27 protein-coding genes are annotated in these 21,864 nt (G+C 42.9%); 12 read left to right on the top strand and 15 right to left on the bottom strand.

The features are described 5' to 3' along the window. Positions 1–19: 19 nt before the first annotated feature. The 6 genes from Q0R52_RS06840 to Q0R52_RS06815 all read left to right on the top strand — a co-directional run bounded on the left by Q0R52_RS06840 (position 20) and on the right by Q0R52_RS06815 (position 4,352). Complete coding sequence (locus Q0R52_RS06840; RefSeq protein WP_295793342.1) at positions 20–1,000, top strand: deoxyhypusine synthase family protein; 981 nt, start codon at positions 20–22, stop codon at positions 998–1,000. Positions 1,001–1,096: 96 nt separating this feature from the next. Further along, a complete protein-coding gene (locus Q0R52_RS06835; RefSeq protein WP_295793340.1) occupies positions 1,097–1,924 on the top strand; it encodes an N-acetylmuramoyl-L-alanine amidase in 828 nt (275 codons plus the stop codon). A gap of 49 nt (positions 1,925–1,973) precedes the next feature. After that, positions 1,974–2,324 (top strand): hypothetical protein, encoded by a 351-nt coding sequence (locus Q0R52_RS06830; protein WP_252790104.1) that lies wholly within the window; start codon positions 1,974–1,976, stop codon positions 2,322–2,324. A gap of 43 nt (positions 2,325–2,367) precedes the next feature. Next, positions 2,368–3,081 carry a peptidylprolyl isomerase gene (locus Q0R52_RS06825; protein WP_295793336.1) on the top strand — a complete coding sequence of 238 codons (714 nt, stop codon included), beginning with the start codon at positions 2,368–2,370 and terminating at the stop codon, positions 3,079–3,081. Positions 3,082–3,123: 42 nt separating this feature from the next. Next, positions 3,124–3,891 (top strand): exodeoxyribonuclease III, encoded by a 768-nt coding sequence (locus Q0R52_RS06820; RefSeq protein ID WP_295793333.1) that lies wholly within the window; start codon positions 3,124–3,126, stop codon positions 3,889–3,891. Between the two features lie 26 nt (positions 3,892–3,917). After that, positions 3,918–4,352, top strand: a complete 435-nt coding sequence (locus Q0R52_RS06815) for a DUF5990 family protein (protein WP_295793332.1) — start codon at positions 3,918–3,920, stop codon at positions 4,350–4,352. A 65-nt stretch (positions 4,353–4,417) separates the two neighbouring features. Here the strand turns inward: Q0R52_RS06815 and efp are convergent, their stop codons facing one another. The 6 genes from efp to Q0R52_RS06785 form a co-directional block, all read right to left on the bottom strand. Next, a complete protein-coding gene (gene efp, locus Q0R52_RS06810) occupies positions 4,418–4,981 on the bottom strand; it encodes an elongation factor P (protein WP_252790100.1) in 564 nt (187 codons plus the stop codon). Positions 4,982–5,062: 81 nt separating this feature from the next. Beyond that, positions 5,063–6,106, bottom strand: a complete 1,044-nt coding sequence (locus tag Q0R52_RS06805; protein ID WP_295793330.1) for a ferredoxin--NADP reductase — start codon at positions 6,104–6,106, stop codon at positions 5,063–5,065. Between the two features lie 5 nt (positions 6,107–6,111). Further along, complete coding sequence (locus Q0R52_RS06800) at positions 6,112–7,107, bottom strand: zinc-binding dehydrogenase (protein WP_295793329.1); 996 nt, start codon at positions 7,105–7,107, stop codon at positions 6,112–6,114. A 193-nt stretch (positions 7,108–7,300) separates the two neighbouring features. Further along, the gene (locus tag Q0R52_RS06795; protein WP_295793328.1) at positions 7,301–7,906 is read right to left on the bottom strand and encodes a superoxide dismutase; all 606 of its coding nucleotides are present in this window, start codon (positions 7,904–7,906) and stop codon (positions 7,301–7,303) included. A gap of 189 nt (positions 7,907–8,095) precedes the next feature. Then, entirely contained in the window at positions 8,096–8,566 is a 471-nt protein-coding gene (locus tag Q0R52_RS06790; protein WP_295793327.1) for a nucleoside deaminase, read from the bottom strand. Continuing rightward, positions 8,567–8,902: a tRNA-binding protein gene (locus tag Q0R52_RS06785; protein WP_295793326.1), complete on the bottom strand. Its 336-nt coding sequence runs from the start codon at positions 8,900–8,902 to the stop codon at positions 8,567–8,569. A gap of 163 nt (positions 8,903–9,065) precedes the next feature. Here Q0R52_RS06785 and Q0R52_RS06780 point away from each other — a divergent pair, with 163 nt between their 5' ends. After that, positions 9,066–9,608: a hypothetical protein gene (locus Q0R52_RS06780; RefSeq protein ID WP_295793324.1), complete on the top strand. Its 543-nt coding sequence runs from the start codon at positions 9,066–9,068 to the stop codon at positions 9,606–9,608. A 90-nt stretch (positions 9,609–9,698) separates the two neighbouring features. On the opposite strand, the gene Q0R52_RS06775 is transcribed toward Q0R52_RS06780, so the two are convergent. The 4 genes from Q0R52_RS06775 to Q0R52_RS06760 form a co-directional block, all read right to left on the bottom strand. Continuing rightward, on the bottom strand, positions 9,699–10,139 hold the full coding sequence (locus Q0R52_RS06775; protein WP_295793323.1) for a hypothetical protein: 441 nt from the start codon (positions 10,137–10,139) through the stop codon (positions 9,699–9,701). 146 nt (positions 10,140–10,285) lie between these two features. Then, positions 10,286–10,690, bottom strand: a complete 405-nt coding sequence (locus Q0R52_RS06770) for a hypothetical protein (protein ID WP_295793321.1) — start codon at positions 10,688–10,690, stop codon at positions 10,286–10,288. Between the two features lie 117 nt (positions 10,691–10,807). Beyond that, the gene (locus Q0R52_RS06765) at positions 10,808–12,472 is read right to left on the bottom strand and encodes a M56 family metallopeptidase (RefSeq protein ID WP_295793319.1); all 1,665 of its coding nucleotides are present in this window, start codon (positions 12,470–12,472) and stop codon (positions 10,808–10,810) included. Positions 12,473–12,474: 2 nt separating this feature from the next. After that, positions 12,475–12,846 (bottom strand): BlaI/MecI/CopY family transcriptional regulator, encoded by a 372-nt coding sequence (locus tag Q0R52_RS06760; protein ID WP_252790089.1) that lies wholly within the window; start codon positions 12,844–12,846, stop codon positions 12,475–12,477. A gap of 231 nt (positions 12,847–13,077) precedes the next feature. Here Q0R52_RS06760 and Q0R52_RS06755 point away from each other — a divergent pair, with 231 nt between their 5' ends. The 3 genes from Q0R52_RS06755 (at position 13,078) to Q0R52_RS06745 (ending at position 15,377) form a co-directional block, all read left to right on the top strand. After that, the gene (locus tag Q0R52_RS06755) at positions 13,078–14,478 is read left to right on the top strand and encodes an MBL fold metallo-hydrolase (RefSeq protein WP_295793317.1); all 1,401 of its coding nucleotides are present in this window, start codon (positions 13,078–13,080) and stop codon (positions 14,476–14,478) included. A gap of 64 nt (positions 14,479–14,542) precedes the next feature. Beyond that, on the top strand, positions 14,543–15,031 hold the full coding sequence (locus Q0R52_RS06750; RefSeq protein ID WP_295793316.1) for an MbcA/ParS/Xre antitoxin family protein: 489 nt from the start codon (positions 14,543–14,545) through the stop codon (positions 15,029–15,031). Between the two features lie 7 nt (positions 15,032–15,038). Continuing rightward, positions 15,039–15,377, top strand: coding sequence for an RES family NAD+ phosphorylase (locus Q0R52_RS06745; protein WP_295793314.1), 339 nt, complete (start codon positions 15,039–15,041; stop codon positions 15,375–15,377). A 56-nt stretch (positions 15,378–15,433) separates the two neighbouring features. Here Q0R52_RS06745 and Q0R52_RS06740 read toward each other — a convergent pair whose 3' ends face one another. From Q0R52_RS06740 to Q0R52_RS06730, 3 genes are all read right to left on the bottom strand, one after another. Next, positions 15,434–16,993, bottom strand: coding sequence for a M20/M25/M40 family metallo-hydrolase (locus tag Q0R52_RS06740; RefSeq protein ID WP_295793312.1), 1,560 nt, complete (start codon positions 16,991–16,993; stop codon positions 15,434–15,436). Positions 16,994–17,465: 472 nt separating this feature from the next. Beyond that, on the bottom strand, positions 17,466–18,158 hold the full coding sequence (locus tag Q0R52_RS06735; protein ID WP_295793310.1) for a response regulator transcription factor: 693 nt from the start codon (positions 18,156–18,158) through the stop codon (positions 17,466–17,468). 179 nt (positions 18,159–18,337) lie between these two features. Continuing rightward, on the bottom strand, positions 18,338–20,149 hold the full coding sequence (locus tag Q0R52_RS06730; RefSeq protein WP_295793309.1) for a HAMP domain-containing sensor histidine kinase: 1,812 nt from the start codon (positions 20,147–20,149) through the stop codon (positions 18,338–18,340). A 205-nt stretch (positions 20,150–20,354) separates the two neighbouring features. Here Q0R52_RS06730 and Q0R52_RS06725 point away from each other — a divergent pair, with 205 nt between their 5' ends. Both Q0R52_RS06725 and Q0R52_RS06720 read left to right on the top strand, forming a co-directional pair. After that, complete coding sequence (locus tag Q0R52_RS06725; RefSeq protein WP_295793307.1) at positions 20,355–20,675, top strand: hypothetical protein; 321 nt, start codon at positions 20,355–20,357, stop codon at positions 20,673–20,675. A 16-nt stretch (positions 20,676–20,691) separates the two neighbouring features. Next, the gene (locus Q0R52_RS06720; RefSeq protein ID WP_295793306.1) at positions 20,692–21,324 is read left to right on the top strand and encodes a hypothetical protein; all 633 of its coding nucleotides are present in this window, start codon (positions 20,692–20,694) and stop codon (positions 21,322–21,324) included. Between the two features lie 99 nt (positions 21,325–21,423). Here the strand turns inward: Q0R52_RS06720 and Q0R52_RS06715 are convergent, their stop codons facing one another. Together Q0R52_RS06715 and Q0R52_RS06710 are read right to left on the bottom strand one after the other, a co-directional pair. Beyond that, the gene (locus Q0R52_RS06715; RefSeq protein WP_295793304.1) at positions 21,424–21,561 is read right to left on the bottom strand and encodes a hypothetical protein; all 138 of its coding nucleotides are present in this window, start codon (positions 21,559–21,561) and stop codon (positions 21,424–21,426) included. Next, the coding region (locus Q0R52_RS06710) for a transposase (protein WP_295793302.1) at positions 21,561–21,864 on the bottom strand (304 nt) is incomplete at its 5' end. The genes Q0R52_RS06710 and Q0R52_RS06715, both read right to left, overlap by 1 nt.

The following is a 21,864-nucleotide window of genomic DNA, read 5'->3' as shown; positions in this document are numbered from 1 at the left end:
AAATTATTCACCCGGAAATATGAGCACTACAAGAGGCCCTATATCGCAGTTTATTGAAAGAAATTACCTGCATTTTAACGCTGCAGCATTAGTTGATGCGGCCAAAGGATACGAAACACATTTGCTTGAAGGCGGCAAAATGATGGTTACCCTTGCCGGCGCCATGAGCACCGCTGAATTGGGCATTTCGCTTGCAGAAATGATAAGGGAAGGTAAAATCGACATTATATCGTGCACAGGCGCCAACCTTGAAGAGGACATTATGAACCTGGTGGCACACTCACACTACAAAAGGGTGCCTAACTACCGCGACCTTAGTCCGCAGGACGAATGGGATTTGCTGGAGAATCATTACAACCGTGTAACAGATACTTGTATACCCGAAGAAGAAGCTTTTCGTCGCTTACAAAAACATATCCATAAAATTTGGAAAGACGCCGACACCAATGGTGACCGCTTTTTTCCGCATGAGTTTATGTATAAGATTCTGAATAGCGGCGAGCTGGAGCAATATTATGAAATAGACCCGAAAAATTCGTGGATGCTGGCCGCGGCGGAAAAGAACCTGCCGATAGTTGTACCAGGCTGGGAAGACAGCACCATGGGCAACATATTTGCGTCGTACGTTATAAAAGGTGAAATAAAACCAACCACCATGAAAAGTGGTATTGAATATATGGCCTGGTTGGCCGATTGGTACGTGAAAAACTCGGCAGGCAAGGGAATAGGCTTCTTCCAGATTGGTGGCGGTATTGCCGGCGATTTCCCGATATGCGTGGTGCCGATGCTTTACCAGGATATGGAAATGCCTGAGATCCCGTTCTGGAGCTATTTCTGCCAGATATCTGATTCAACCACCTCATACGGTTCATACTCGGGTGCGGTTCCAAACGAAAAAATTACCTGGGGCAAGCTGGATATCCATACGCCTAAGTTTATCGTAGAGAGCGATGCGACTATAGTTGCTCCGTTAATATTTGCGTGGATATTGGGTCAATAGAATAAGTGTTCCAACTGTTCCACCCGTTCCATGTGTTCCGCGGAACAGTACATTATAATTTAAAACAATAAATACTTAAATTAGCTTCATCATCCTATGAAGCTAATTTATTTTTATACTCTTTTTTTTCTACTGATTATAAGCGGCTGCTCCCCCAAAGGCCCTTACGCCATTACCAATAAAGTTTATAAAGACAAAACAACCGGCTTTGCAGAAACCATAAAACAGGAATTACCCGCCACACTTGCCGATAGCGCCGGTGCACTTATACCTTCGGAATTTGTAGGCACAGTGAACTTCGGTATCCGCAAGCCTAATTATGTAATTATTCATTTTACCGCGCAGGATTCGGTACAGCAAACGCTCAAGACCTTCACTGTTACCCAAACCCAGACCAGTGCCCACTATGTTATCGCCAAAAACGGCAAGGTGTTCCATATGGTGAACGACTACCTGCGCGCCAATCATGCAGGCCTGGGCAAATGGGGCAGCGTTACCGACATGAACAGTTGCTCAATAGGCATCGAAATTGATAACAACAGCCACGAACCGTTTACTAACGCACAGGTAAAAAGCTTGCTGGTGTTACTCGCCCAGCTAAAGAAATCTTATAATATCCCGCAGGCAAATTTCATCGGCCACCAGGATTTTGCCCCCAAACGCAAACCCGACCCGGGACCGCTTTTCCCATGGAAAACGCTGGCGCAGCATGGCTTTGGTTTTTGGAGCGACGACCTGTTAGAATTGCCACCGGATAATTTTGATTACACTATTGCGCTCAAACTGATAGGCTATGACACATCAGATATTAATGCCGCAATAGTTGCTTTTAAACGCCATTTTATACAAACCGACATTAGTCCTCAACTAACGCAGCTTGATTTGAATGTGTTGTATAATGTATATCAAAAATATAGCCTATAAGCGCGGTTACCTATATTCTACTACCATCCAATAGCATATATTTGTTGCTGTGAAACCAGCGGAAATTAATTTAAAGTGGAGTGCGTTGCAACAGAAGGTTGCGGAAGAATTTGATAACGAAAAACCCGATATAAAGGTAATGTTGTTCCTTATAGGTGTGCAGGAGTTGGGGCAGGGCCCGCGCAAGTTCAGCAAGCGCCAAAAGGAAGAACTGATGCATATTGCCAATTGTAAACTGTTCAGCATGATGGGCTTTTATGAGTTGGAAGGCCTCGACCAGGACGGCTGGCCACACTGGAAACGGGTGGGTGTAATCCCGAATTACACATTACTTGAGCAGGAGATGGTGTTGAAATCGTTGATAATTGATTATTTCCAGGAACTTGGGTTTATTGAATGAGTCTGAAAGACCGAAAGAAGCTGCAATAATTTTATATATAGATATGAAAAAACTTTTTACTACAGCCCTCATCTTATTGGCCATTACCACTGCTTTTGCTAAAGGCCCTAAAAACCAGTATGTACGTATCCACACAAGTTATGGCGATTGCATCATCCGCCTGTATAACGAAACCCCCAAACACCGCGATAATTTTATAAAACTGGTAAAGCAGGGTTTTTATAACGGCACTTTATTCCACAGGGTGATACAAAACTTTATGATACAGGGCGGCGATCCGGATTCGAAAGATACCACAAAAGCAAAGCCCGGTGTTGAGTTAGGCAATGGCGATGTTGGTTATACCGTTCCGGCTGAGTTTAGGGACAGTCTTTTTCATAAAAGAGGTGTGCTGGCTGCTGCGCGGGATGACAACCCGGCTAAGGCGTCGAGTGGGTGCCAGTTTTATATTGTAGAGGGCAAACGTTACACCGATGGCAAAATGGACACGCTTGAAACAACCCGCTTAAAAGGTTTTAAAATACCCGCCTGGCAGCGCGAAATTTACAAAACCGTTGGCGGTACCCCTCAGCTCGACCACAATTACACGGTCTATGGCGAAGTTGTAACCGGGATTGATATCGTTGACCTGATTGCAGCCGTTAAAAAAGATCAACGCGACCGGCCGGACAAAGATGTGCCCATGACGATGGAGTTGTTGAGCAAAAAAGAATGTGAACAATTGGATAGGCTTTTGGGACTGGAACCCGCTAATTAACCGTCCTAATTAAAATCCGAAATCGAAAATCCGAATTCCGAAATGAAGATAATCACTTATAACGTTAACGGCATCCGCTCGGCAATCAACAAAAACTGGCTGGCATGGTTGCAGGCTACCGATGCCGATGTGGTTTGCCTTCAGGAAATCAAAGCTACTCCAAACGTATTAACCGACCTGAAATTAGTTGAAGATTTAGGCTATGAACATTACTGGTATCCTGCCGAAAAGAAGGGCTACAGCGGTACCGCCATCTTTACCAAGCAAACACCAAAGCATGTTGAATATGGCTGCGGCATCAGCGATTACGACCGCGAGGGCCGCAACATCCGAGTTGATTTTGATGATGTTTCGGTAATGAGTGTTTATTTTCCGTCTGGCTCAAGCGGCGACGACAGGCAGGCTTTTAAATACCGTTTTTTAGATGAGTTTGGCCGCTATCTTGAACTGCTGCAATCGCAATGTCCAAAGCTGGTTGTGTCGGGCGATTATAATATTTGTCACCGGCCGATTGATATCCACAACCCAAAATCAAACGCTAACTCGTCCGGTTTTTTACCCGAAGAGCGGGAATGGATGGAGAACTTTTTGGAGTCGGGTTATATCGATACATTCCGGCACTTAAATAAAGAACCGCATAATTATACTTGGTGGAGCTTCCGCGCTAACTCGCGTGCAAAAAACTTAGGCTGGCGTATCGATTATAATATGGCAACCCGGGCACTCGAAGAGAATATTAAACGGGCGGCTATATTGCCCGAAGCAAGGCATTCGGATCACTGTCCGGTGTTATTGGAGTTGCAATTTTAGATGCATAACTTTGGCTTTTTAACACTATGACACTTGCGCTCCACATCACCATCCAAACTCCGCCGGTCGGCCTGGTTTATGGCTTGCAGAAAGGCCACGGTGGTAAATTTGAAATTGAGCAAATCCAACATTCAACCGGGCAGGATTTACATTTTGACTGGGTTATAGATGTAAAAGGCGACAAGCAAAAAGAAAGTGCGCCCGGCTTTGGCGGTCCGTTTGTGCAGGGTGCACCTCCGGAAAAATTTCTATATGTAAATATTGGCACTTATGCCGGGCAGCAATTACATTCTGGCTGGCGGCTTAAAATACCTTTAAGAGGCATTACCTGGGACATGATTGACCAAGCTAATGCAGGCCTCGAAACGTACGTGCAGGGCACAGCAAAAAATGGCGCGCCTACCTGCGCAACAGTAAAGCCATTTTCCGGGTGGCGACTAAAAACATTACCAAAAAAATAAAGCCCCCAAATTTGGAGGCTCGAATATCTTAACCAAAAGTTCCCCCTTTAGGGGGCTAGAGGGCTCTACGCTTTCACTCTTTCGACATAAGAACCCGTTGTAGTATCAACCCTCACCTTGTCGCCAATATTAATAAACAACGGCACCTTTATTTCAGCCCCGGTTTCAAGGGTTGCGTTTTTAAGTGCCCCGGTTGAGGTATCGCCTTTTACAGCTGGTTCGGTATAAGTTACTTCAAGCTCGGCTGAGGTTGGTACTGAACCCATAATTGGTTCTTCGCTTTCAAAAGCTACAATTACATTCATTCCTTCTTTCAGGAATTTAACAGCCGGGCCAAACAAGGCTTTGGGCACGTTGTGCTGGTCGTAAGTGGAGTTATCCATTATCACCAGCTGGTCGCCGTCTTCGTATAAGTATTGGTAATTGTTGGTTTCAACACGCGCGATGGTTACATCCTCATCCGTACGGAAACGATATTCAACCAACTTTCCTGATTTTACGTTGCGCATACGTGCCTGGTAAAATGCACGTAAGTTACCGGGTGTACGGTGCAAAAATTCTTCAACCTGCAGCAACTCGCCGTTAAAACGGAGTATGTTGCCATTTTTTATTTCGGATGCTTTTGACATAAAAATATAATTGAGGCGCAAACTTAGGGAGTTATAGGGAAAGAAACAAGTGTTGGAGGTTAGAGGTTAGTTGATTAGAGATTAGTTTTCGCAGCGTAGCATTTGGGTGTCAGATTGAAATTCTATAATCACATCGTCACTAAGTGGATGCCCGTTGCAGGTTAATATCCAGCCACCGGCGAGGTCAGCATCGGTGAGTACGTCGTTTTTTGCCATTTCAACTTTTCCGGTTTTGCATTTGGCGGCGCAGGTTGAGCAATCGCCAACGCGGCAACTATAGGGGAGTGGGATGTTGTTTTGCAACGCAGCCTGTAATATGGATTGGTTTTCGCCTACTAGCAGGTCGTGCATTTCATTTTTAAAGTAAATTTTGATGTTGCGTGGCGGATAGTTTATTGAAGTTGCCGAAACCGGGATAGTTTCAAGTACAAAGTTTTCCTTACGGATTTGGCTGGTTTCAAAACCCATATAAAGCAGTGTTAACCTGATCATCCGCATATAGGCAAATGGCCCGCAGATGTAGATTTCTGCCTGCGATGGTTGATTCTTAATTTCACCGCGCACCAGTCGCTCAACTACCTGGTTATTCAGCCTGTTTGCATCGCTGCTTAATTGGTGGATTATCCTGAACCTGTCCGCGTACAGGTTTGCCAGCAATTCAAGCTCTGTGTTAAAGAGGATTGATTGCCGGTTAATGTTACTGTAAATAAGCGTAAGCCTGCTTTTACCAGACCGGGGCAGCACATATTTTAATTGAGAGAATATTGGCACAATGCCGCTGCCCGCGGCAAAAAGAAAGATATCTTTCTCTTCATTAAAAATACTTATCACAAACCGGCCTGCTGGTTCAACAGCATTTAGTATATCGCCCGGCTTTATTTTGGTCAGCATAAAGCGCGATATCTCGCCATTGGCTATGCGTTTTACGGTAATAGAAAGCAATTCATCATCTGGCGACGAGCTTAAAGAATAGGATCGCCGTATCTCGTCGGCGTGATGGGTAAACACCAATGTTATAAACTGCCCGGCTTTGTAATGGATTTTACTACCGGATACTTCCCTCAAAAAGAAGGTGGCCGTATCCTGCAATTCCCATTTTACGGCTTCAACTTTTAACTGAAGCATAGCTATTAAACAGTTATCACTATTTTACCAAACTGGGTCGATTTTTCCATTTTGGCTATCGCTTCGGCCGCGTTGCTTAGCGGATAGATTTCGTCAACAGCAGGTATAATTTTATGCTTATTTACAAAATCGACCATTGCTTTAAAATCATCCTCGTTACCCATCATGGTGCCGATTATTTGCAATTGGCGCCAAAATATTTTGCGGCCATTTAATGGCGGAAAATTACCTGCGGTGCCACCAAAAACAACGATGCGGCCGCCGGGCCTGCACAAATCCGGTAGTTTGGCAAAGCCATCGCCCAGGGCGCTGTCAATTATCACATCAAATCCGCCTGAAAGTAGTTGCAGTTGTTCAGCCCAGTCCTGAGCCTTGTAGTTTACGCCGGCTGCAGCGCCCAACTGTTTAGCACGTTCAATTTTTTCACCCGAACCCGATGTTACAAAAACCTGGCAACCCGCTGCATGCGCAAATTGTAAAGCCGTAGTACCCGTGCCGCCACCTACACCGGTAATCAATACCTTTTGCCCTTTTTGCAGCTTGCCCTTGGTAAACAATCCCCTGTAAACGGTTACTCCGGCCAACGGTAATGCTGCAGCCTGCTCCCAGGTTAAATGGGACGGTTTGGCATGAAGATATTTTGCCTGCACTTTTACATATTCAGCCAGTGTGCCATCGTCAGGCAGGCCGAGGATTCTAAAATTATCTGATTGAAAGTTTGGGTCGTCGCCCCAGCCATAGCCCGGGTTGATAATTACTTCCTGGCCGATTAAATGCTTATCAGCATCGCCGCCAACTTCGGCAACAATACCTGCTCCGTCAGAACCTAATATGGTTGGGTACTTAATCCCTGCGTATTTACCGATGGTTATCCAGTAATCGCGGCGGTTTAATGCCGCGGCCTTTATTTGTACCAGCGCCTCGCCGGGTGCAAGGGTTGGCTTATCAACTTCTTTATAGATAACTGCCTTGTCTGCTGCTTCGAGAACTATTGCTTTCATAGATGGGATTATATAAAAGCGTCATTGCGAGGAACGAAGCAACCTCTTCACATGCAAATCATGAACCAATGAAGCTTGTGTTGGCCAAAAAGCGCGCGGCATTTCGTATAACACAAACATCAGGTAAATTGATTGTCCTACGCAGAGTTTGCTTCGTTCCTCGCAATGACGAGTGAAGGATGTGATCTTGAACCTACGCTTTGCTGTAAAGTTCAGCTACGTGGTTCCAGTTAATAACGTTCCATATTGCCGCTAAATAATCGGGGCGGCGATTTTGGTATTTTAAGTAGTAAGCATGTTCCCAAACGTCGATACCTAAAATTGGAGTGCCTTTTACCTCGGCAATATCCATTAATGGGTTGTCCTGGTTAGGGGTTGATGTTACCGCTAATTTTTTATCAGCCGTAACGATAAGCCATGCCCAGCCTGAGCCGAAACGGGTTGCACCAGCTTCCTGTACTTTGGTCTTGAAATCAGCAAACGAACCGAAGGTGCTGGTAATTGCAGCAGCCAAAGCGCCTGTAGGCTCACCACCGCCGCTTGGCGAAAGCAATGTCCAGAACAAGCTGTGGTTGTAGTGACCACCGCCGTTATTGCGCACAGCAGGCGGAAATTTCGAAATGTTTTTTATAATGTCATCAATGTTGCCATCAGCTTCAGGCTTGCCTTCAAGGGCTTTGTTTAAGTTAGTTACATAAGCCTGGTGATGTTTGCCATGGTGAATTTCCATGGTCAGCTTATCAATGTGCGGTTCAAGGGCATCGGTAGCGTAAGACAACGCCGGTAGTGTAAAAGCCATAATGAATTAGTTTAAAGTTTAACGATAGTATGTAACAAATATAAAGCGTTCAAAGTGATATTTGTTCTTATAAATGTCATTTGTTTTTTAGTCCATGGACCATAGACGATAGTCCATAGCCGGAGAACTTATGTTTTAGCAGTCCGAAAATTTGCTATGGCCTATGGACCATCGACTATGGACTATGGACTATTTCCTTTTCGATTTAAAAAATCCCCGCACCAACTCGGCGCATTCATTTTCACGAATCCCTCCGGTGATAATGGTTTTGGGATGTGTTATTTTTTGGTTTAAGCGGCCAAAGCCCAGTTTAACATCATAAGCTCCAAAAACCACGCGGCTAAGCTGGAACCAATAGCAGGCGCCTGCGCACATTACGCAAGGCTCCATGGTTACATACAAGGTGCAATCGCGTAAATACTTGCCACCGGTTGAATTGGCGGCGGCAGTTAATGCCTGCATTTCGGCGTGGGCCGACACATCGTTCAGCCGCTCGGTTAGGTTATGGCCGCGGCCAATTATGCGGCCGTTCCAAACTACAACGGCGCCTATGGGTATCTCGTCGGCGGCAAGCGCAGCCTGGGCCTCTTTTAAAGCCTCGCCCATAAAAAAGTCGTCGGGCGATATGGTTGGCTCGTCGCCGAAATTAATATACCTCATTTATATAAGTTTACTGCCGTTTGGTACGGGCTTATCAATTGCAGCCAAAACTATGTCGCCGTTTTCGTCGGCAAAGCCTGTAACCAAAAACTCCGACATAAAGTTCGCTATTTGTTTTTTGGGAAAGTTAATTATGCCTACTACCTGCCGTCCAGGCAGCTCCTCTTTTGTGTAATGCATAGTGATTTGTGCGCTCGACCATTTCACGCCAAACGGGCCGAAATCAACCTTGATTTTATAGGCCGGTTTGTGGGCTTCAGGAAAATCGGCTACTTCTAAAATTGTACCGGCATGTAGTTCTACTTTTTCAAAGTCGTGCCAGGTGATAGTTTCCATAGCGCAAAGGTATAAACCGCCAAACAATTGTGGTACCTGCGGGCTGCTTTATTTTATGTTTTTATCCATCAAATCCTTTTTTTATATTCGGGAACTAATAACTATTAACTTCCTGCTGGTTTATCCTGTGAATTAAAGACAGGGTAGCGTCAATTTAAATATCATGATAAAAAGGATACTGCTTGTTTCCGTTTTTGGCCTGGTTGCATTAAACTGCTCCGCATCTCAAGGTTATACTAAATTGCCCCTTAAAAAAATTACTACGGGAAAAATACGCTTTCCCAAAGCTGATACTATCCCCCATGCCGATGTAATGGAAGTTGTACGTATAGCTATTTATGCAGCTAATAATTTTAATGACCAGGCTGTTGCCAATTTATATACGCCGAATGCTGTTGTTGCCGACGATGAGCCACCCTATTCCTGGAATGGTCCTACGGCAGGCATACAATGGGTAAATGCCGTTGAGAAGGCAGTAAAGGATAACCACATTTCAAAATTTAAAGGTGTGATTGACCAGGTGACCGTTTACCAGCAAACAGATGATAATGTTTATGTAATTGTGCCGGTATCCTACAGCGGAGAGTTGCCGGGGCATGCACGTTTTACTGCGAGAGGGGCCTTCGGAATGGTACTGCGGCAGATAAATGGCAAATGGCTCATCAAAAGCCAGGTTTGGGTTCCCGAAAAGGGTTTGGGAAATTAAGTTTTTTTTGCCCGGCTGAAATTGTATTTAAAGCAAAAGGCGCATAAGTGATTATGCGCCTTTTTATATTTTTACGGTTCCCCGTTATAATTATATCGAATCTGTCGAGCCGATTAATCCTTCAGCATGTGTTTTTGGTAATCCTAATGTAAAGGGTGATTTTTTGGTGAACAAGCCCATAATGAATAAAAGGCCACCTAATAATACTTCCGGTAAAAACACGCCTTTAAACACACCGGCTGCGCGAACTGAATCAAAAGCGAAGCCATAAATAAACGGCGACATCAATAATATAAAGCCCATCACCACATCGAGCGTATAGTGTATGCGCACCGGGAATTGTTTGATAAAACCGGTTTCGTTATTGGTAAATATGGCCATTATCAATTGCAACCACCCGATGTATATAGGTAAAAAGAATGCTGCGCTCGAAATACTGCGCAAATCAAATAACCAGGGCGAAGCAATAAGTGTAAGCGCAATTATATAATTTAAAACGCCATAAACTGCTGTTGAAATAAACGGTTTCATATTTTTTATTTTATACGATTTGAGTTTTTTATTTTACAGCCACTCAATTGCTGTAATTGATGCCAAAGGTATAAATTTTGAATTTATCTGAAACCTATTTCCTTATAATTCTTGTGCAATACTGCAAATTTTACTATGAACTGCTGTTATTGCCTCTTTTTTACAATTTTTGAGGCTATAAAGGCAATCAGGCCGAACACTATTGCCGATGTGATGCCTAAACCCAGGCCGGCAATTGCCATTGCCACACGGGGATGTGCTGCAAACGATTCAGGCATTTTGCCCGCCATAACATCCATTTGTTTATGGCCTGTAATGTATTTTGCGTAAAAAAGGACATGCACAACCGTTATCCACACGCAGTTAACCAGCCCGGTAAAAAATCCATATAAAAAATACTTGGCTGCGCAAACCCGCGCAATTACAGCGGAACAAAAAATAAATATAACCACCCAAAATACAGGTTCAACATCCTGGGGTATTAATGATACAGTGCCGAAGGCCATTATCAACCCAAAAAGCGACAGTTGAAATATAAGTTTCCAGTTCATTGTGAAAGATTTTTTGATATAAATATAAAAAATAGGCTTAAACAAAACAAAGCAATAAAAAATGGCAACCGGGAACGCCCGGCTGCCAGAACAAGCTTTAGGTTAATATCTTAGAGATTAATGTTTTGTTTCAGTTTCTTTAGATGGCGTTAAAAATGACGGCGCCTTAAAAGCGGCTTGCTTTGTTTTAACCATAATTACGCCTCCACGACCTCTTTTTCCGTATAAGGCTAAACCGGTTCCCTCCTTTAGTACGCTAACGCTTTCAATATTGTTGGGGTTTAAATTTTTAATATCATTCACTTCTTTACCGTTCACAACATAAATTGGGTTACCGGCCATAAAGGCGATGCCTAAATCGGAGAGTTTTTTTATAGTGTCCGGTTTGTTGATGGCGCCGTTTTCATTTGATGACGTGTTGCGAATCACCGGCTCATCGTCATCGGTTGAAAGCGCAAAATTAATCGGTACAGAATAAGCTACCCGTACGAGGCGACCATTTTGCACCCCCGGTTTCCACTTTGGCGACGAAGAAATAACCCTCAAAGCCTCTCTATCCAGCTCGTCGGCGACGCCTCGGGTAACATGAACGTCGGACAATGAACCATCTGTTTCAACCACAAAGCTTATTATGACCCTGCCTTGTATGCCATTTTCGCGCATGTTGGCCGGGTACCTGGTGTTTCTGGCCAGGAACATCGAAAATCCTTCCATGCCCCCCTGGAACTGGGGAACCTGTTCAACCGATGTGAAAATAGGGTTAGTATTAGCTTCCCTGGCTGCCACCCGTTCAACTTTAGGTGGTGTTTCTGCAATAGAATCGCTTGTTTTTTCAGCCTGGGCTTTGGTTTGCCCAACCGGCTCATGAACCATTGTGGTGCTATCGAGCCTGATGTCGGGCAGTGTAGCAGGGGCCAGCAAAACCTGCTCAACCTTTTTGTTTACAAAATCAACTGTTTCGCTATTGGTTACTGTTGCCGATGATAAAACAAGCATCAAAATAAACAGAGGAACTGACAAGCCATATTTAACAAGCGCCATACTGTGCGACTTGTTTTTTTGCAACATTTTAATGCGTTGCTTTAATAAGCTGTGGTTATAAAACGGGTTAACAAACTGATGTGCGGGGGTATCAAAAGTTTGGCTCAGTAGCAATAAGGCATAGTCACTTTTATTGGTGCCGGCTTTCAGGGCCTGCCTGTCGGCAATATATTCGTGTATGTGCTTTATGGCAAAACGATAAAGATAAACAACCGGGTTAAACCAATTTATTATCATTACAGCTTCAATTAATAAAACATCGGCACTATGCCATTGGCGAGCGTGCACATGTTCGTGGGCTGCTATTATATGGTTGTGTTCGTGCTTTGGCCCCAGCTTTATTTTTTTGAAGAAAGAAAATGGCACCGCTGCTTCAGGCTGGTTTATGATTTTATTCAATATAACCATTTGCCAGATAAACCGGCCAATTAAAACTGCCATCCCGGCCAGGTAAACAATTGCGAGCACCTGCCCGATATTTACCTGTGAATGCTGCGTAGCTTTAAATTGGTAAACTATTAATGGGCTGTTGTATATAGTAAGCTGAACTTCTTTAGTTATAAACAGGTTTTTTACCCAGTTTGATTGTATCATGGGGATGAAAAACGAAAGCAGCGATGCCGATACCAGGTAAATCCTGTTAAGCTGAAAAAAGGTTTCCTTTCGCAGCAGCAAAACATAAAATCCGTAAAACAATACCAGGTAAATGTTTACCAGCAGTAAATAGTTCCACCCCGTCATGGTTACTTTTCTTTAAGTTTTTCAATTAGTTTCATAATCTCATCAGCTTCCTTAAGGTCGATCTTCTCCTTTTTCACGAAGTACGAAAACATGCGCTTCACCGAATTATCGAAGTAACCGTTCATGAGCTTGTCGGTGGCAAAATTCTGGTACTGGTCTTTGCTGATTACGGGGTGATATTCATGACTTTTACCGAATGCATTGTGGCCTACAAATCCTTTGGCTTCCAAAATCCTTATAATGGTTGATACCGTGTTGTACGCCGGTTTGGGTTCGGGCAGTACATCAATCACATCTTTTACAAATCCTTTTTGCAATTGCCACAACACCTGCATTATCTGCTCCTCGGCCCGTGTTAATTCTTTAATTTCCATACACTTTTTATTTAATCTGCTTAACCTGGCGTAATTTTCGCCTAAAAATATACCGGGTTTAATTTATCCGGTTGTTGAATAGTATTTTAACCTAAAGGATAAAACAATAATGTGATTAATATTATTACCTTAAATAATTATTGCGAATAACTAAATTGCAACTAAAATATTAGTTTCGCAAGTTTTATTGAAAATTTATTCGCGATATACCTAAAGCATATTATACACTAAATGAACATAACCTTTCATGGTGCTGCCCGCACAGTAACAGGCAGCAAACACTTACTCCGGTTAGATGATGGAACATCCATTTTATTAGATTGCGGCATGTTCCAGGGAATGGGAGACCACACTGAAGATCTCAATGAGCATTTTGGGTTTAACCCTGTGAAAGTTGATTATTTGATATTGTCGCACGCGCATATCGATCATTGCGGCCTTATTCCGCGTCTGGTTGCCGAAGGCTTTAACGGGCAAATATTTTGTACCCCGCCTACGATGGATTTGGCCAAGATACTGATGATGGATTCGGCGAGAATACAAGAACAGGATACTGAATACAGTAACAAACACAGGAAAAAAAATGGCCTCCCGCTTCTCAATGCATTGTACAGCGAAGAACAGGCTATGGAATCGTTGCGGCTGTTTAAGATAGTTGAGTATGGCGAAGAATATGAAATTACACCTTCAGTAAAATTCAGCTTTACTGATGCGGGGCACTTGGTAGGCAGTGCCGCGGTACATTTAACTGTAAACGAGAACGGAAAACAAACAAATATTACTTTTAGCGGCGATGTTGGCCGCTACGGTGACATGTTGTTGAAAAGCCCGCAACCGTTCAGGCAGGCCGACTATATTTTACTTGAATCAACCTATGGCGACTCCCTACACAAAGATGTTGGCGCAATTGAAGATGCATTGCTTGAAGTTATTAAGTATACCTGTGAGGTAAAGAAAGGGAAGCTCATAATCCCCGCTTTTAGTGTTGGTCGCACGCAAGAGCTTTTATATGCCTTAAATGCGCTTGAATTAAAAGGTATTTTGCCCGATTTACATTATTATGTGGATAGCCCGCTTTCAGAAAAAGCTACACATGTATTAATGGACCATCCCGAGGTTTATAATAAAGATGTAACCGATGTTTTAAAGGTCGATGCGAACCCGTTCGGATTTAAGGGGATGAGTTTTATTCAATCAACCGAAGAGTCGAAGGCGTTAAATGACAACCCAACACCATGTGTTATTATTTCATCATCGGGAATGGCCGAGGCCGGCCGGGTGAAACATCATATTAAAAACAATATTAATAGCGAAAAAAATACCATTTTAATGGTGGGCTACTGTGAGCCAAATTCACTCGGCGGCCATCTTTTACGCCACGACCGTGAGGTATTTATTTTTGGCGAGAAATACGAAGTAAAGGCGGAAGTACAAGCTATAAAATCAATGAGCGCCCACGGCGATTATGAAGATCTGCTCCATTTCATAAGTTGCCAGGACCCTGAAAAAGTAAAACAAATATTCCTTGTACATGGCGAATACGAGGTGCAACAGCATTTTGGACAAAAGATTTTAGCTAAAGGGTTTCCGTCTGTTGAGATACCATATCAACATCAGAAAATAGAAATTTAAATAAACTGGAAAAATTTCTTTTTATTTAGGAAAAATTTCTATATTTGTGTAGATAGCAAATATTATGGCAGCTAAAGTAAAAAACAACAAGCCAAAAATGTATCCAACGGAGCCACTCAAAACCCTTAGTGTAGCCGAGTTTGAAATACCCTATGTAATTACAAGGCCGCATGCTTATACTGATGATATCAACTTGCTTGCCCAGTCAAAAAAAGGGCTGAATGCTAAAGCGGCCCTTGATTTTCTGTCACTTTCGGGCTTTACCCAGGATGAGTTCCAGGAAACATTTAAAACTACGGTTAAAACCATACAAAACCACGTAACGCGTGAGCTAACGCTCGATGCCGCCCTTAGCGAAAAGCTTTTAAAATCATTCGCACTTTTTGATAAAGGAGCCGAGGTTTTTGGCACTGAGGATAGCTTTCATCAATGGCTGCATACGCCTGCCTATGGGCTTGGTAACCAGTTGCCATTTACCCTGATGGATACCATTACCGGCATACAGCTCATCGAAGAAGAACTCATCCGCATTGAGTTTGGTGATTTAGCCTAAACAGGGTATGCTGGTATACCGCATCATACTTGCTAAATACGCAGATAAGCTAATAGCATCAGGCCGGGCAGCACGCTGGAATCCTAATGATGTGGAAATGATTTATACTGCATCATCGCGCTCACTGGCTTGTCTGGAAAATGTGGTTCACCGCAGCGGTAAAGGCCTTACCCAGCGAATTGGAGAAAAATGGATAAGCGAAAATAATACCGCGGTATTGCAAGTGCCCTCATCAATAGTAAGCGAAGAAGTAAACTACCTGCTGAACCCGAAACATAAAGATTTCGGGGAGATAAAGATTTTTAATCGACAGCCTTTTGTATTTGATAGCAGGATAAAGGCATAAAAAAGGGCCTGATGAAGATTGTTACTTCATCAGGCCCTTTAAAATTCGTATTAAAATTAATTCCTGGCAGGCTGCGGTTTTGGCAACTCTTTGCGCGGAATCATTTCATCGCGCTGCGAGGTATTGTAGACGAAAGACGCTACAATAGTGGCTGCTTGTTTTAAATCATCTTCGCTTAACTTATCATAAGTATCCTGGTTGCTGTGGTGTGTACGCGAGCCATAATCCAAAGCGTCTTGTATAAACTGAAAGCCGGGGATGCCTACCGCGTCAAATGAAACGTGGTCGGTGCTGCCTGTATTGCTGATGGTAACGGTTGTAGCGCCAAGATCTTTAAACGGAGCCAGCCATGCCTTAAATATTGGCCCCGCTACCGAATCGCCCTGTAAATAAATACCGCGTATTTTACCGCTGCCATTATCAAGGTTATAGTAAGCCGAAACTTTTGCCTGCTCAGGTTTTAGCTCCATAGTTTTAGGATCGCCGAAATGGTTAAGCACATACCCGCGCGAACCGAATAAGCCCTGCTCTTCCGAGCTCCACAAAGCTATGCGGATGGTGCGGCGTGGTTTGAATTCAACTGCTTTTAATATGCGCATCACTTCCATCATCACAGCGCTGCCGGCTGCGTTATCAGTACCGCCGGTTGCAGCATGCCACGAGTCGAGGTGGCCGCCAACCATAACAAGTTGTTCTTTTAATTTAGGATCGGTGCCTGGTATTTCGCCAACTACGTCATAGCCCTGCAAGTCATCGGTAAAAAACTGGGTTTTTATGTCGGCCTCAACGCTGACTTTTATACCGGTCTTAACCAGTCGTAAAATACGCTGAAAATCTTCGCCGCTTGTTTCAAGTTCAGGCGATACCTTCTTAGCTGTATCGGCGTATGATGCTCCGTTGGTGGTGAATACTGTGCCATCGGCGCCGCGGGCCTGGGTTAAAATTAAGCCAACATTTTCGTCCATTAAAAATGTGTTAATGGCGGCACGCATTGCGCGAGCTTTTTGAAACGCAGCAGCGTTTGCATTTGGTCCGCCGCGGCGCTGACCAGGGGCCTGTGGTTTGGCAGTGGCCATTTTGTCAAGGTCTTCGTCGGTATACCGAACTCCATCGGCTTTGTAAGTACGCTCAACACCTGGTTTGGTGTCAAATATTACAATTTTACCTTTCAGCGTGCCTTTGTATTTGTCAAGGTCGGTAGTGGTGTCGGCTTTTACCAAAACCACATCGCCTTTAATAAGGCCATTTGTACTCGGCGTCCATGCTTTGGGGATTGCTATCAGCGCATGATAGTACGGAACTGTCATGGCTACATAGTTTTTTTGCACTTCCCAGCCTTTGCCGAATTTACCCCAGGCTTCGCGTTTGGCGTTTGCCATGCCCCAGGTTTTTAATTCATTTACGGCCCAATCCTGCGCACGTTTTAAGCCGGGGGACCCTGATAAACGCGGACCTGAAACGTCGGTTAAATGGAAAGCAATATCCATCACTTTTGAATGATTGAGGCCTTCTTCCCGGATTTTTTGAACCATCGCCGGATCGGGCGTGTCCTGGGCAAATGCAGTGCCCGCAGTAGCTGCCACAAGCAGGCAGGTGTAAAGTAAATTTATTTTCATACAGAGTTAATAGTTTTCCAATTGGGGCGCGCGTTGTTTGCGTGCCCCAATTGTTCAGTTAATAATGTTGTCAGTTGCAAACAAACTTATTTATTAAAAATTGCAAAACTCAAAATGCCTGTTAACAAAGTTGTTACAAGTGGTAATTAATTGGGAGTATATTTGACGTATGAGTGAGTATTGTTTGGACCGGACTGCGTTTAAAGCACAAACTGCGGACGAAGCCGTTAAAAGGCAGGCTGAATATTCCAGATCATTAACATGGTAGGAAAGATTACGTATCGCAAATTATCTGAATAGCATAGCATATAATTATCCGGAAAACAACCCTCCCAGATTGGACAGGACAACTTTTAGAGCGGGAAACCAGGCTGAAATTAACGCAGAGGAAGACGCCAAAGTAAAGCAATGTAGCCAAGATTAACGAACCGTTTTTCTTGACTCTTGTGTCTTGATTTCTTGTATCTACCTTTTAATTTATCAGTAACTTATACCCCCGCCCATGCACGTTAATTATCTCAACCGATGGGTCGTCGCGTAGATATTTCCTAATCTTACTTAAAAAAACATCCATACTGCGGCCGTTAAAATAGTTGTCGTCGTGCCAGATGTTTAACAATGCTTCTTCGCGGGTAAGTACTTCGTTTTTGCGGATGCACAAGAGGCGCAACAACTCGGCTTCTTTGGTGGATAGTTTTTGCTGGGTATCGCCAATGGATATTAGTTGCGAAGTGTAGTCAAAAGTATAGCGGCCAAGCTTAAAGGTGGTTTGTTTTTCCTCTTCATGTTTTTCGGAATTGCTGGTGCGTTTTAGTAATGCGTTTATGCGCAGCAACAATTCTTCAATACGGAAGGGCTTGGTGATGTAGTCGTCGCCGCCTAAGTTGAAGGCCATGGTTTTGTCTTCAATCATGCCTTTTGCAGTAGCAAAAATTATAGGCACATGGGCATTAATTTTCCGGATGTCCTTGCCCAACGTAAAACCATCCTTTTTGGGCATCATCACATCAAGTATCAGCAGGTCGAAGGTGTGTTTGGTAAAAGTTCGCAAACCTTCTTCGCCGTCTTTACATAAAACAACATCAAACTTGCCTTTTAACTGCAGGTAATCCTGCAACAGCAGGCCTAAATTCGGGTCATCCTCAACAAGTAGTATTTTTTTCATGTTATGTAGTCCGGAAAGTCGGTAAAGTCCGAAAAGTCCGAAGATTATTTTAGTCGGAAAGTCCGGGAAGACCGAAAGTCCGAAAGATTGTTTTTAGGTTACTAATAACTGCTCTTTAATGCCGGTTGCAGCTTCTTCCGGACTTTTTTCTGGTCGTTACCGACTTTTCGGACATTACCCTACGCCGCGTGGAATTTCAATTCAAATTCCGAACCTTTTTCTTTTTCCGATTTAACGCTGATAATGCCATTCAAACGTTTTACCACCGTATTAACGTAGCTTAAGCCAAGGCCAAAACCTTTAACATCGTGCAGGTTGCCTGTTGGTATGCGATAAAACTGCTCAAATATTTTTGTTTGCTGGTCGCGGCTCATGCCAACGCCCTTATCGGCCACTTTAATAACTACCTGCCCATTTTTATTGAGGGTGCTTATGGTAATGTCGGGGCTGTCCACGCTGTACTTTATAGCGTTGTCTATCAGATTATATATCACGTTCGAAAAATGCAGTTCATCAGCGCTTATAACGGCACTTTCGGCATCCAATTGCAGGTGTGTAACAGCGTTGGCTTTTTGCAGCTTAAGTTCCATGCTATCAACCACCACAGCAATCATCTCATTAACATCAATTGGTTTTTTCTCCAACTTAAAGTCGTTTTTCTCAATCCGGGCAATATTTAAAACGCGTTCAATATGGCTTCCCAGGCGTTCATTTTCCTCGTAAATAATATTTGCAAGGCGTGCTACCCGGCTTCTGTCCTGCGCAATTTCATTGTCCTTTAAAGCCTCGCTGGCAATCATTATAGTTGATACCGGGGTTTTAAATTCGTGGGTCATGTTGTTGATAAAATCGGTTTTCATTTCAGATACCTTTTTTTGTTTAAGTATGCTGAAAATGGTATAGCCGAAACATAGCACCAACACCAATAAAAGGCCACCGGTAGTTGCCAGCGAAGCCGTCATCTTGTTTACCAAAAGCACATTCCGCTGCGGAAACACCAGTTTTATCAAGCCAGGGTCGTTTATTACGTCCTTGCTGAATATGGGGGTCTGGTAAGTATTCGCGTCATCAAACGATGGCTTGGCACCGGATATATCGTTGGCCTTCGAAAAAATAAGCGAATCTTTATTTGCGAGGCTAACTTCGTAGCTGAACGGCAGGTTAATCCCTTTGTTGTGTAATTCGAACCGAAGTAAGGTATCAATCCAAAAAGGGTCGAGACGAAATTTCAGAGGTTCGCCATATTTGCCATACTCTTCTGCCAGGTTTGCAATTACGGTTGTTTTTGTATTATTCTGGGGTGTGTTTTCCAACGAGTCATTCTCCAGGAGTTTTCTTACCTCAGTCAGCTGCTTTTCCTTCAATTTCCTGTCCTGCTCGCGTGCCCAGTCTGCATTAATATGGGGTACAGATATTACCTGCTTGCCAAATTGCGGATCGCTGTAGATGTATCGTACGGTATCATATTTATGCAGTTTCCTTTTTACAAGGCCGGTTGACGGTACCTTTACAAATTCGGGTGTTATTCGCTGGTGGGTAACGCCCAACTCATCGGTAAACTCTTCAAAGCGGAACTGAAGGTCGAACTTTCCTCCCTGGGTAAGGCGGGTGAACTCCTCGTCCATTTTTTTACTGAGTATCAGTTTGCCAAGGCTATCGCGTAAAATGGCAAGTTTTTTTTCGCGGCTGGTTAGTTTCTTTTTTGTGTTTACCTTGCCCAGGTCGGCGAGATTGCCATTGTCGTTAAAATACTTATTTTTCAGCGCATTTTGTTCTTTTTGACGAAGCCGGGCCCTGGCGTTCAGGAAATTTAATGCATCGTGCCGGGTAACTTTGGCTACAACATTATTGAGGGCCTCGTTTACGTTACGGTCGAACAATTCGGACTGTAACTGGTACGATTGCCGCAGAAAATAAAGTTGCATAACTATTACGCCCAAAAGCGCGAAGCTCATTAAGCCAATAATAAATGCGATACTCCTTTTCTTCATTGTAAAAACAAAAATATTTTAAATAAACTCACCAATTTTGCTTTTAACAAAATTTAACAAATAATAACCCTCTTTTAACGCCTTGAAATATAGTTGTTTGTTACCTTTGATAGGTAATTACCCTTGCCTCTGTAACATTAATGCAGGTTAAATAATATTTAAATCCTCATTAAAGTTAATTAACTTAAATAAACATACCCCAACAATGAAAAATCTTTTAAAAAAACCCGGCTTCGAATTTGTTTTTTCGATGGCTTTAGTGGCAATACTTGCCCTGCCGCCTGTATTGATTGCGCAAAACAAAACGCAGAAAGATATGGAGATACGAATTGAAAACGGTGACACCACAATCAATGGTAAGAATATTAAATCACTATCGGCCGAAGACCGTCAAAGTGCGCTGACGGATATTAATAACCTGCGGGGCAATATGAACGACAGGCAGCTTAACAGCAACGGACGCAGGAATTATTTTTTTGGTAACTATATATTAGATGGGACAAAGAAAAAAATAGTATATCTTTAATCCTAAACCGTATGTAATGGAAGTTACTCAAGACCTGATTGTAAAATACTTAAAACAAGATTTTATTGCCATATCAAAATCAAGTACAGAAGAAGAACTGTACATGAAAGATTACCTTTTAAAAAAGGATTTGATGTCTATCTCTGGCCCAATAGGAACTGCAATAACCAACAGCAACGGAAAGGATTTTATACATAATGCATATTTTTTCAATCCGGTACCATTAAACGTATATGATTGGAAAATCAACATTATAAATCAACTTAAAAATGGTGAGAAGCAATTAGATGGCTCTGGCGATACAATGAATATGGCTAAATCAGAGTTGACCCAAGATGGAATAATAGAGATTGGAAGCACACCATATTATAGAGTTCTAACGTCAAATGGGCGGCGATTTAATGACAGCGGACTGTCATTGAAGAACTTTTTAAATAGCGATAATAGACCTATTTCCATAAGGATAGGGCATGATATAAGCGGCGATGTTCACGGATCTGATTTAAGCATGGATATGAGCCGTGACAAGCAAATAATAAACAACAAAACCGAAACCACTAAAACCAAAAAATCCGTTTTAGAATGGGTTTTTGTTATCATAGGGTTCATAGCCAGTTTAATTGGCATATACTGGTTTTTCACGAAATAAAGCATTGTTTTTTTGAGCATAATTATTTACCTTTGAGTAGGTAAACTCAATCAATAAGGGTTATTATACAGTGGTGGAACACCGTATAATTGCTATAATCTACTTGGCAGTAGTTTTCTTATGAATAGGTTTAACGGCAATCTTAATCATATCCTCTAAGCTACCCTCGAATTTTACTTTTTCCTCGTACTTTTCAGCACGAGGTTTGGGTATTTGTTCCTCTTTTTCCTTTGCCATTATTTTGCTATTAATTGTTTGTAAGTTAAACGAATATTATCAGCTTTTTTGAAAGTATTTACAAAACGGTTAGGGTCTGTTATCATACGGGTATTGTAGCGATAGCCGAACTCATGGCAATACCTGTGTAGATGGGTTGGACTTACTTGGTGATAGATGCCTATTATACCGCGTTTAAGCAATGACCAAAACCCCTCTATAGTATTTGTATGGTCGTCACCTAAAGTGATGTAATTGCCGTCTTTGTGCTTAATAGCTACGTGGTCATAAGTTGCAGACAAACCGCAATATGAGCGGTAAGCA

Source organism: Mucilaginibacter sp. (genome assembly GCF_025359345.1).
Classification (GTDB): Bacteria; Bacteroidota; Bacteroidia; order Sphingobacteriales; family Sphingobacteriaceae; genus Mucilaginibacter.
The sequence above is the reverse complement of the archived record's forward strand: the minus strand, read 5'-3'. Positions and strand labels throughout refer to the sequence as shown.

What these genes read in the sequence shown, in the direction of transcription:
- Q0R52_RS06735 (WP_295793310.1), bottom strand. Translation starts at nt 18,158, where the DNA reads ATGAAAAAAATACTACTTGTTGAGGATGACCCGAATTTAGGCCTGCTG.
- Q0R52_RS06720 (WP_295793306.1), top strand. Translation starts at nt 20,692, where the DNA reads ATGGAAGTTACTCAAGACCTGATTGTAAAATACTTAAAACAAGATTTT.
- Q0R52_RS06800 (WP_295793329.1), bottom strand. Translation starts at nt 7,107, where the DNA reads ATGAAAGCAATAGTTCTCGAAGCAGCAGACAAGGCAGTTATCTATAAA.
- Q0R52_RS06785 (WP_295793326.1), bottom strand. Translation starts at nt 8,902, where the DNA reads ATGGAAACTATCACCTGGCACGACTTTGAAAAAGTAGAACTACATGCC.
- Q0R52_RS06820 (WP_295793333.1), top strand. Translation starts at nt 3,124, where the DNA reads ATGAAGATAATCACTTATAACGTTAACGGCATCCGCTCGGCAATCAAC.
- Q0R52_RS06815 (WP_295793332.1), top strand. Translation starts at nt 3,918, where the DNA reads ATGACACTTGCGCTCCACATCACCATCCAAACTCCGCCGGTCGGCCTG.
- Q0R52_RS06765 (WP_295793319.1), bottom strand. Translation starts at nt 12,472, where the DNA reads ATGACGGGGTGGAACTATTTACTGCTGGTAAACATTTACCTGGTATTG.
- Q0R52_RS06790 (WP_295793327.1), bottom strand. Translation starts at nt 8,566, where the DNA reads ATGAGGTATATTAATTTCGGCGACGAGCCAACCATATCGCCCGACGAC.
- Q0R52_RS06750 (WP_295793316.1), top strand. Translation starts at nt 14,543, where the DNA reads ATGGCAGCTAAAGTAAAAAACAACAAGCCAAAAATGTATCCAACGGAG.
- Q0R52_RS06780 (WP_295793324.1), top strand. Translation starts at nt 9,066, where the DNA reads ATGATAAAAAGGATACTGCTTGTTTCCGTTTTTGGCCTGGTTGCATTA.
- Q0R52_RS06770 (WP_295793321.1), bottom strand. Translation starts at nt 10,690, where the DNA reads ATGAACTGGAAACTTATATTTCAACTGTCGCTTTTTGGGTTGATAATG.
- Q0R52_RS06745 (WP_295793314.1), top strand. Translation starts at nt 15,039, where the DNA reads ATGCTGGTATACCGCATCATACTTGCTAAATACGCAGATAAGCTAATA.
- Q0R52_RS06795 (WP_295793328.1), bottom strand. Translation starts at nt 7,906, where the DNA reads ATGGCTTTTACACTACCGGCGTTGTCTTACGCTACCGATGCCCTTGAA.
- Q0R52_RS06825 (WP_295793336.1), top strand. Translation starts at nt 2,368, where the DNA reads ATGAAAAAACTTTTTACTACAGCCCTCATCTTATTGGCCATTACCACT.
- Q0R52_RS06840 (WP_295793342.1), top strand. Translation starts at nt 20, where the DNA reads ATGAGCACTACAAGAGGCCCTATATCGCAGTTTATTGAAAGAAATTAC.
- Q0R52_RS06805 (WP_295793330.1), bottom strand. Translation starts at nt 6,106, where the DNA reads ATGCTTCAGTTAAAAGTTGAAGCCGTAAAATGGGAATTGCAGGATACG.
- Q0R52_RS06725 (WP_295793307.1), top strand. Translation starts at nt 20,355, where the DNA reads ATGAAAAATCTTTTAAAAAAACCCGGCTTCGAATTTGTTTTTTCGATG.
- Q0R52_RS06730 (WP_295793309.1), bottom strand. Translation starts at nt 20,149, where the DNA reads ATGAAGAAAAGGAGTATCGCATTTATTATTGGCTTAATGAGCTTCGCG.
- Q0R52_RS06740 (WP_295793312.1), bottom strand. Translation starts at nt 16,993, where the DNA reads ATGAAAATAAATTTACTTTACACCTGCCTGCTTGTGGCAGCTACTGCG.
- efp (WP_252790100.1), bottom strand. Translation starts at nt 4,981, where the DNA reads ATGTCAAAAGCATCCGAAATAAAAAATGGCAACATACTCCGTTTTAAC.
- Q0R52_RS06755 (WP_295793317.1), top strand. Translation starts at nt 13,078, where the DNA reads ATGAACATAACCTTTCATGGTGCTGCCCGCACAGTAACAGGCAGCAAA.
- Q0R52_RS06715 (WP_295793304.1), bottom strand. Translation starts at nt 21,561, where the DNA reads ATGGCAAAGGAAAAAGAGGAACAAATACCCAAACCTCGTGCTGAAAAG.
- Q0R52_RS06775 (WP_295793323.1), bottom strand. Translation starts at nt 10,139, where the DNA reads ATGAAACCGTTTATTTCAACAGCAGTTTATGGCGTTTTAAATTATATA.
- Q0R52_RS06760 (WP_252790089.1), bottom strand. Translation starts at nt 12,846, where the DNA reads ATGGAAATTAAAGAATTAACACGGGCCGAGGAGCAGATAATGCAGGTG.
- Q0R52_RS06835 (WP_295793340.1), top strand. Translation starts at nt 1,097, where the DNA reads ATGAAGCTAATTTATTTTTATACTCTTTTTTTTCTACTGATTATAAGC.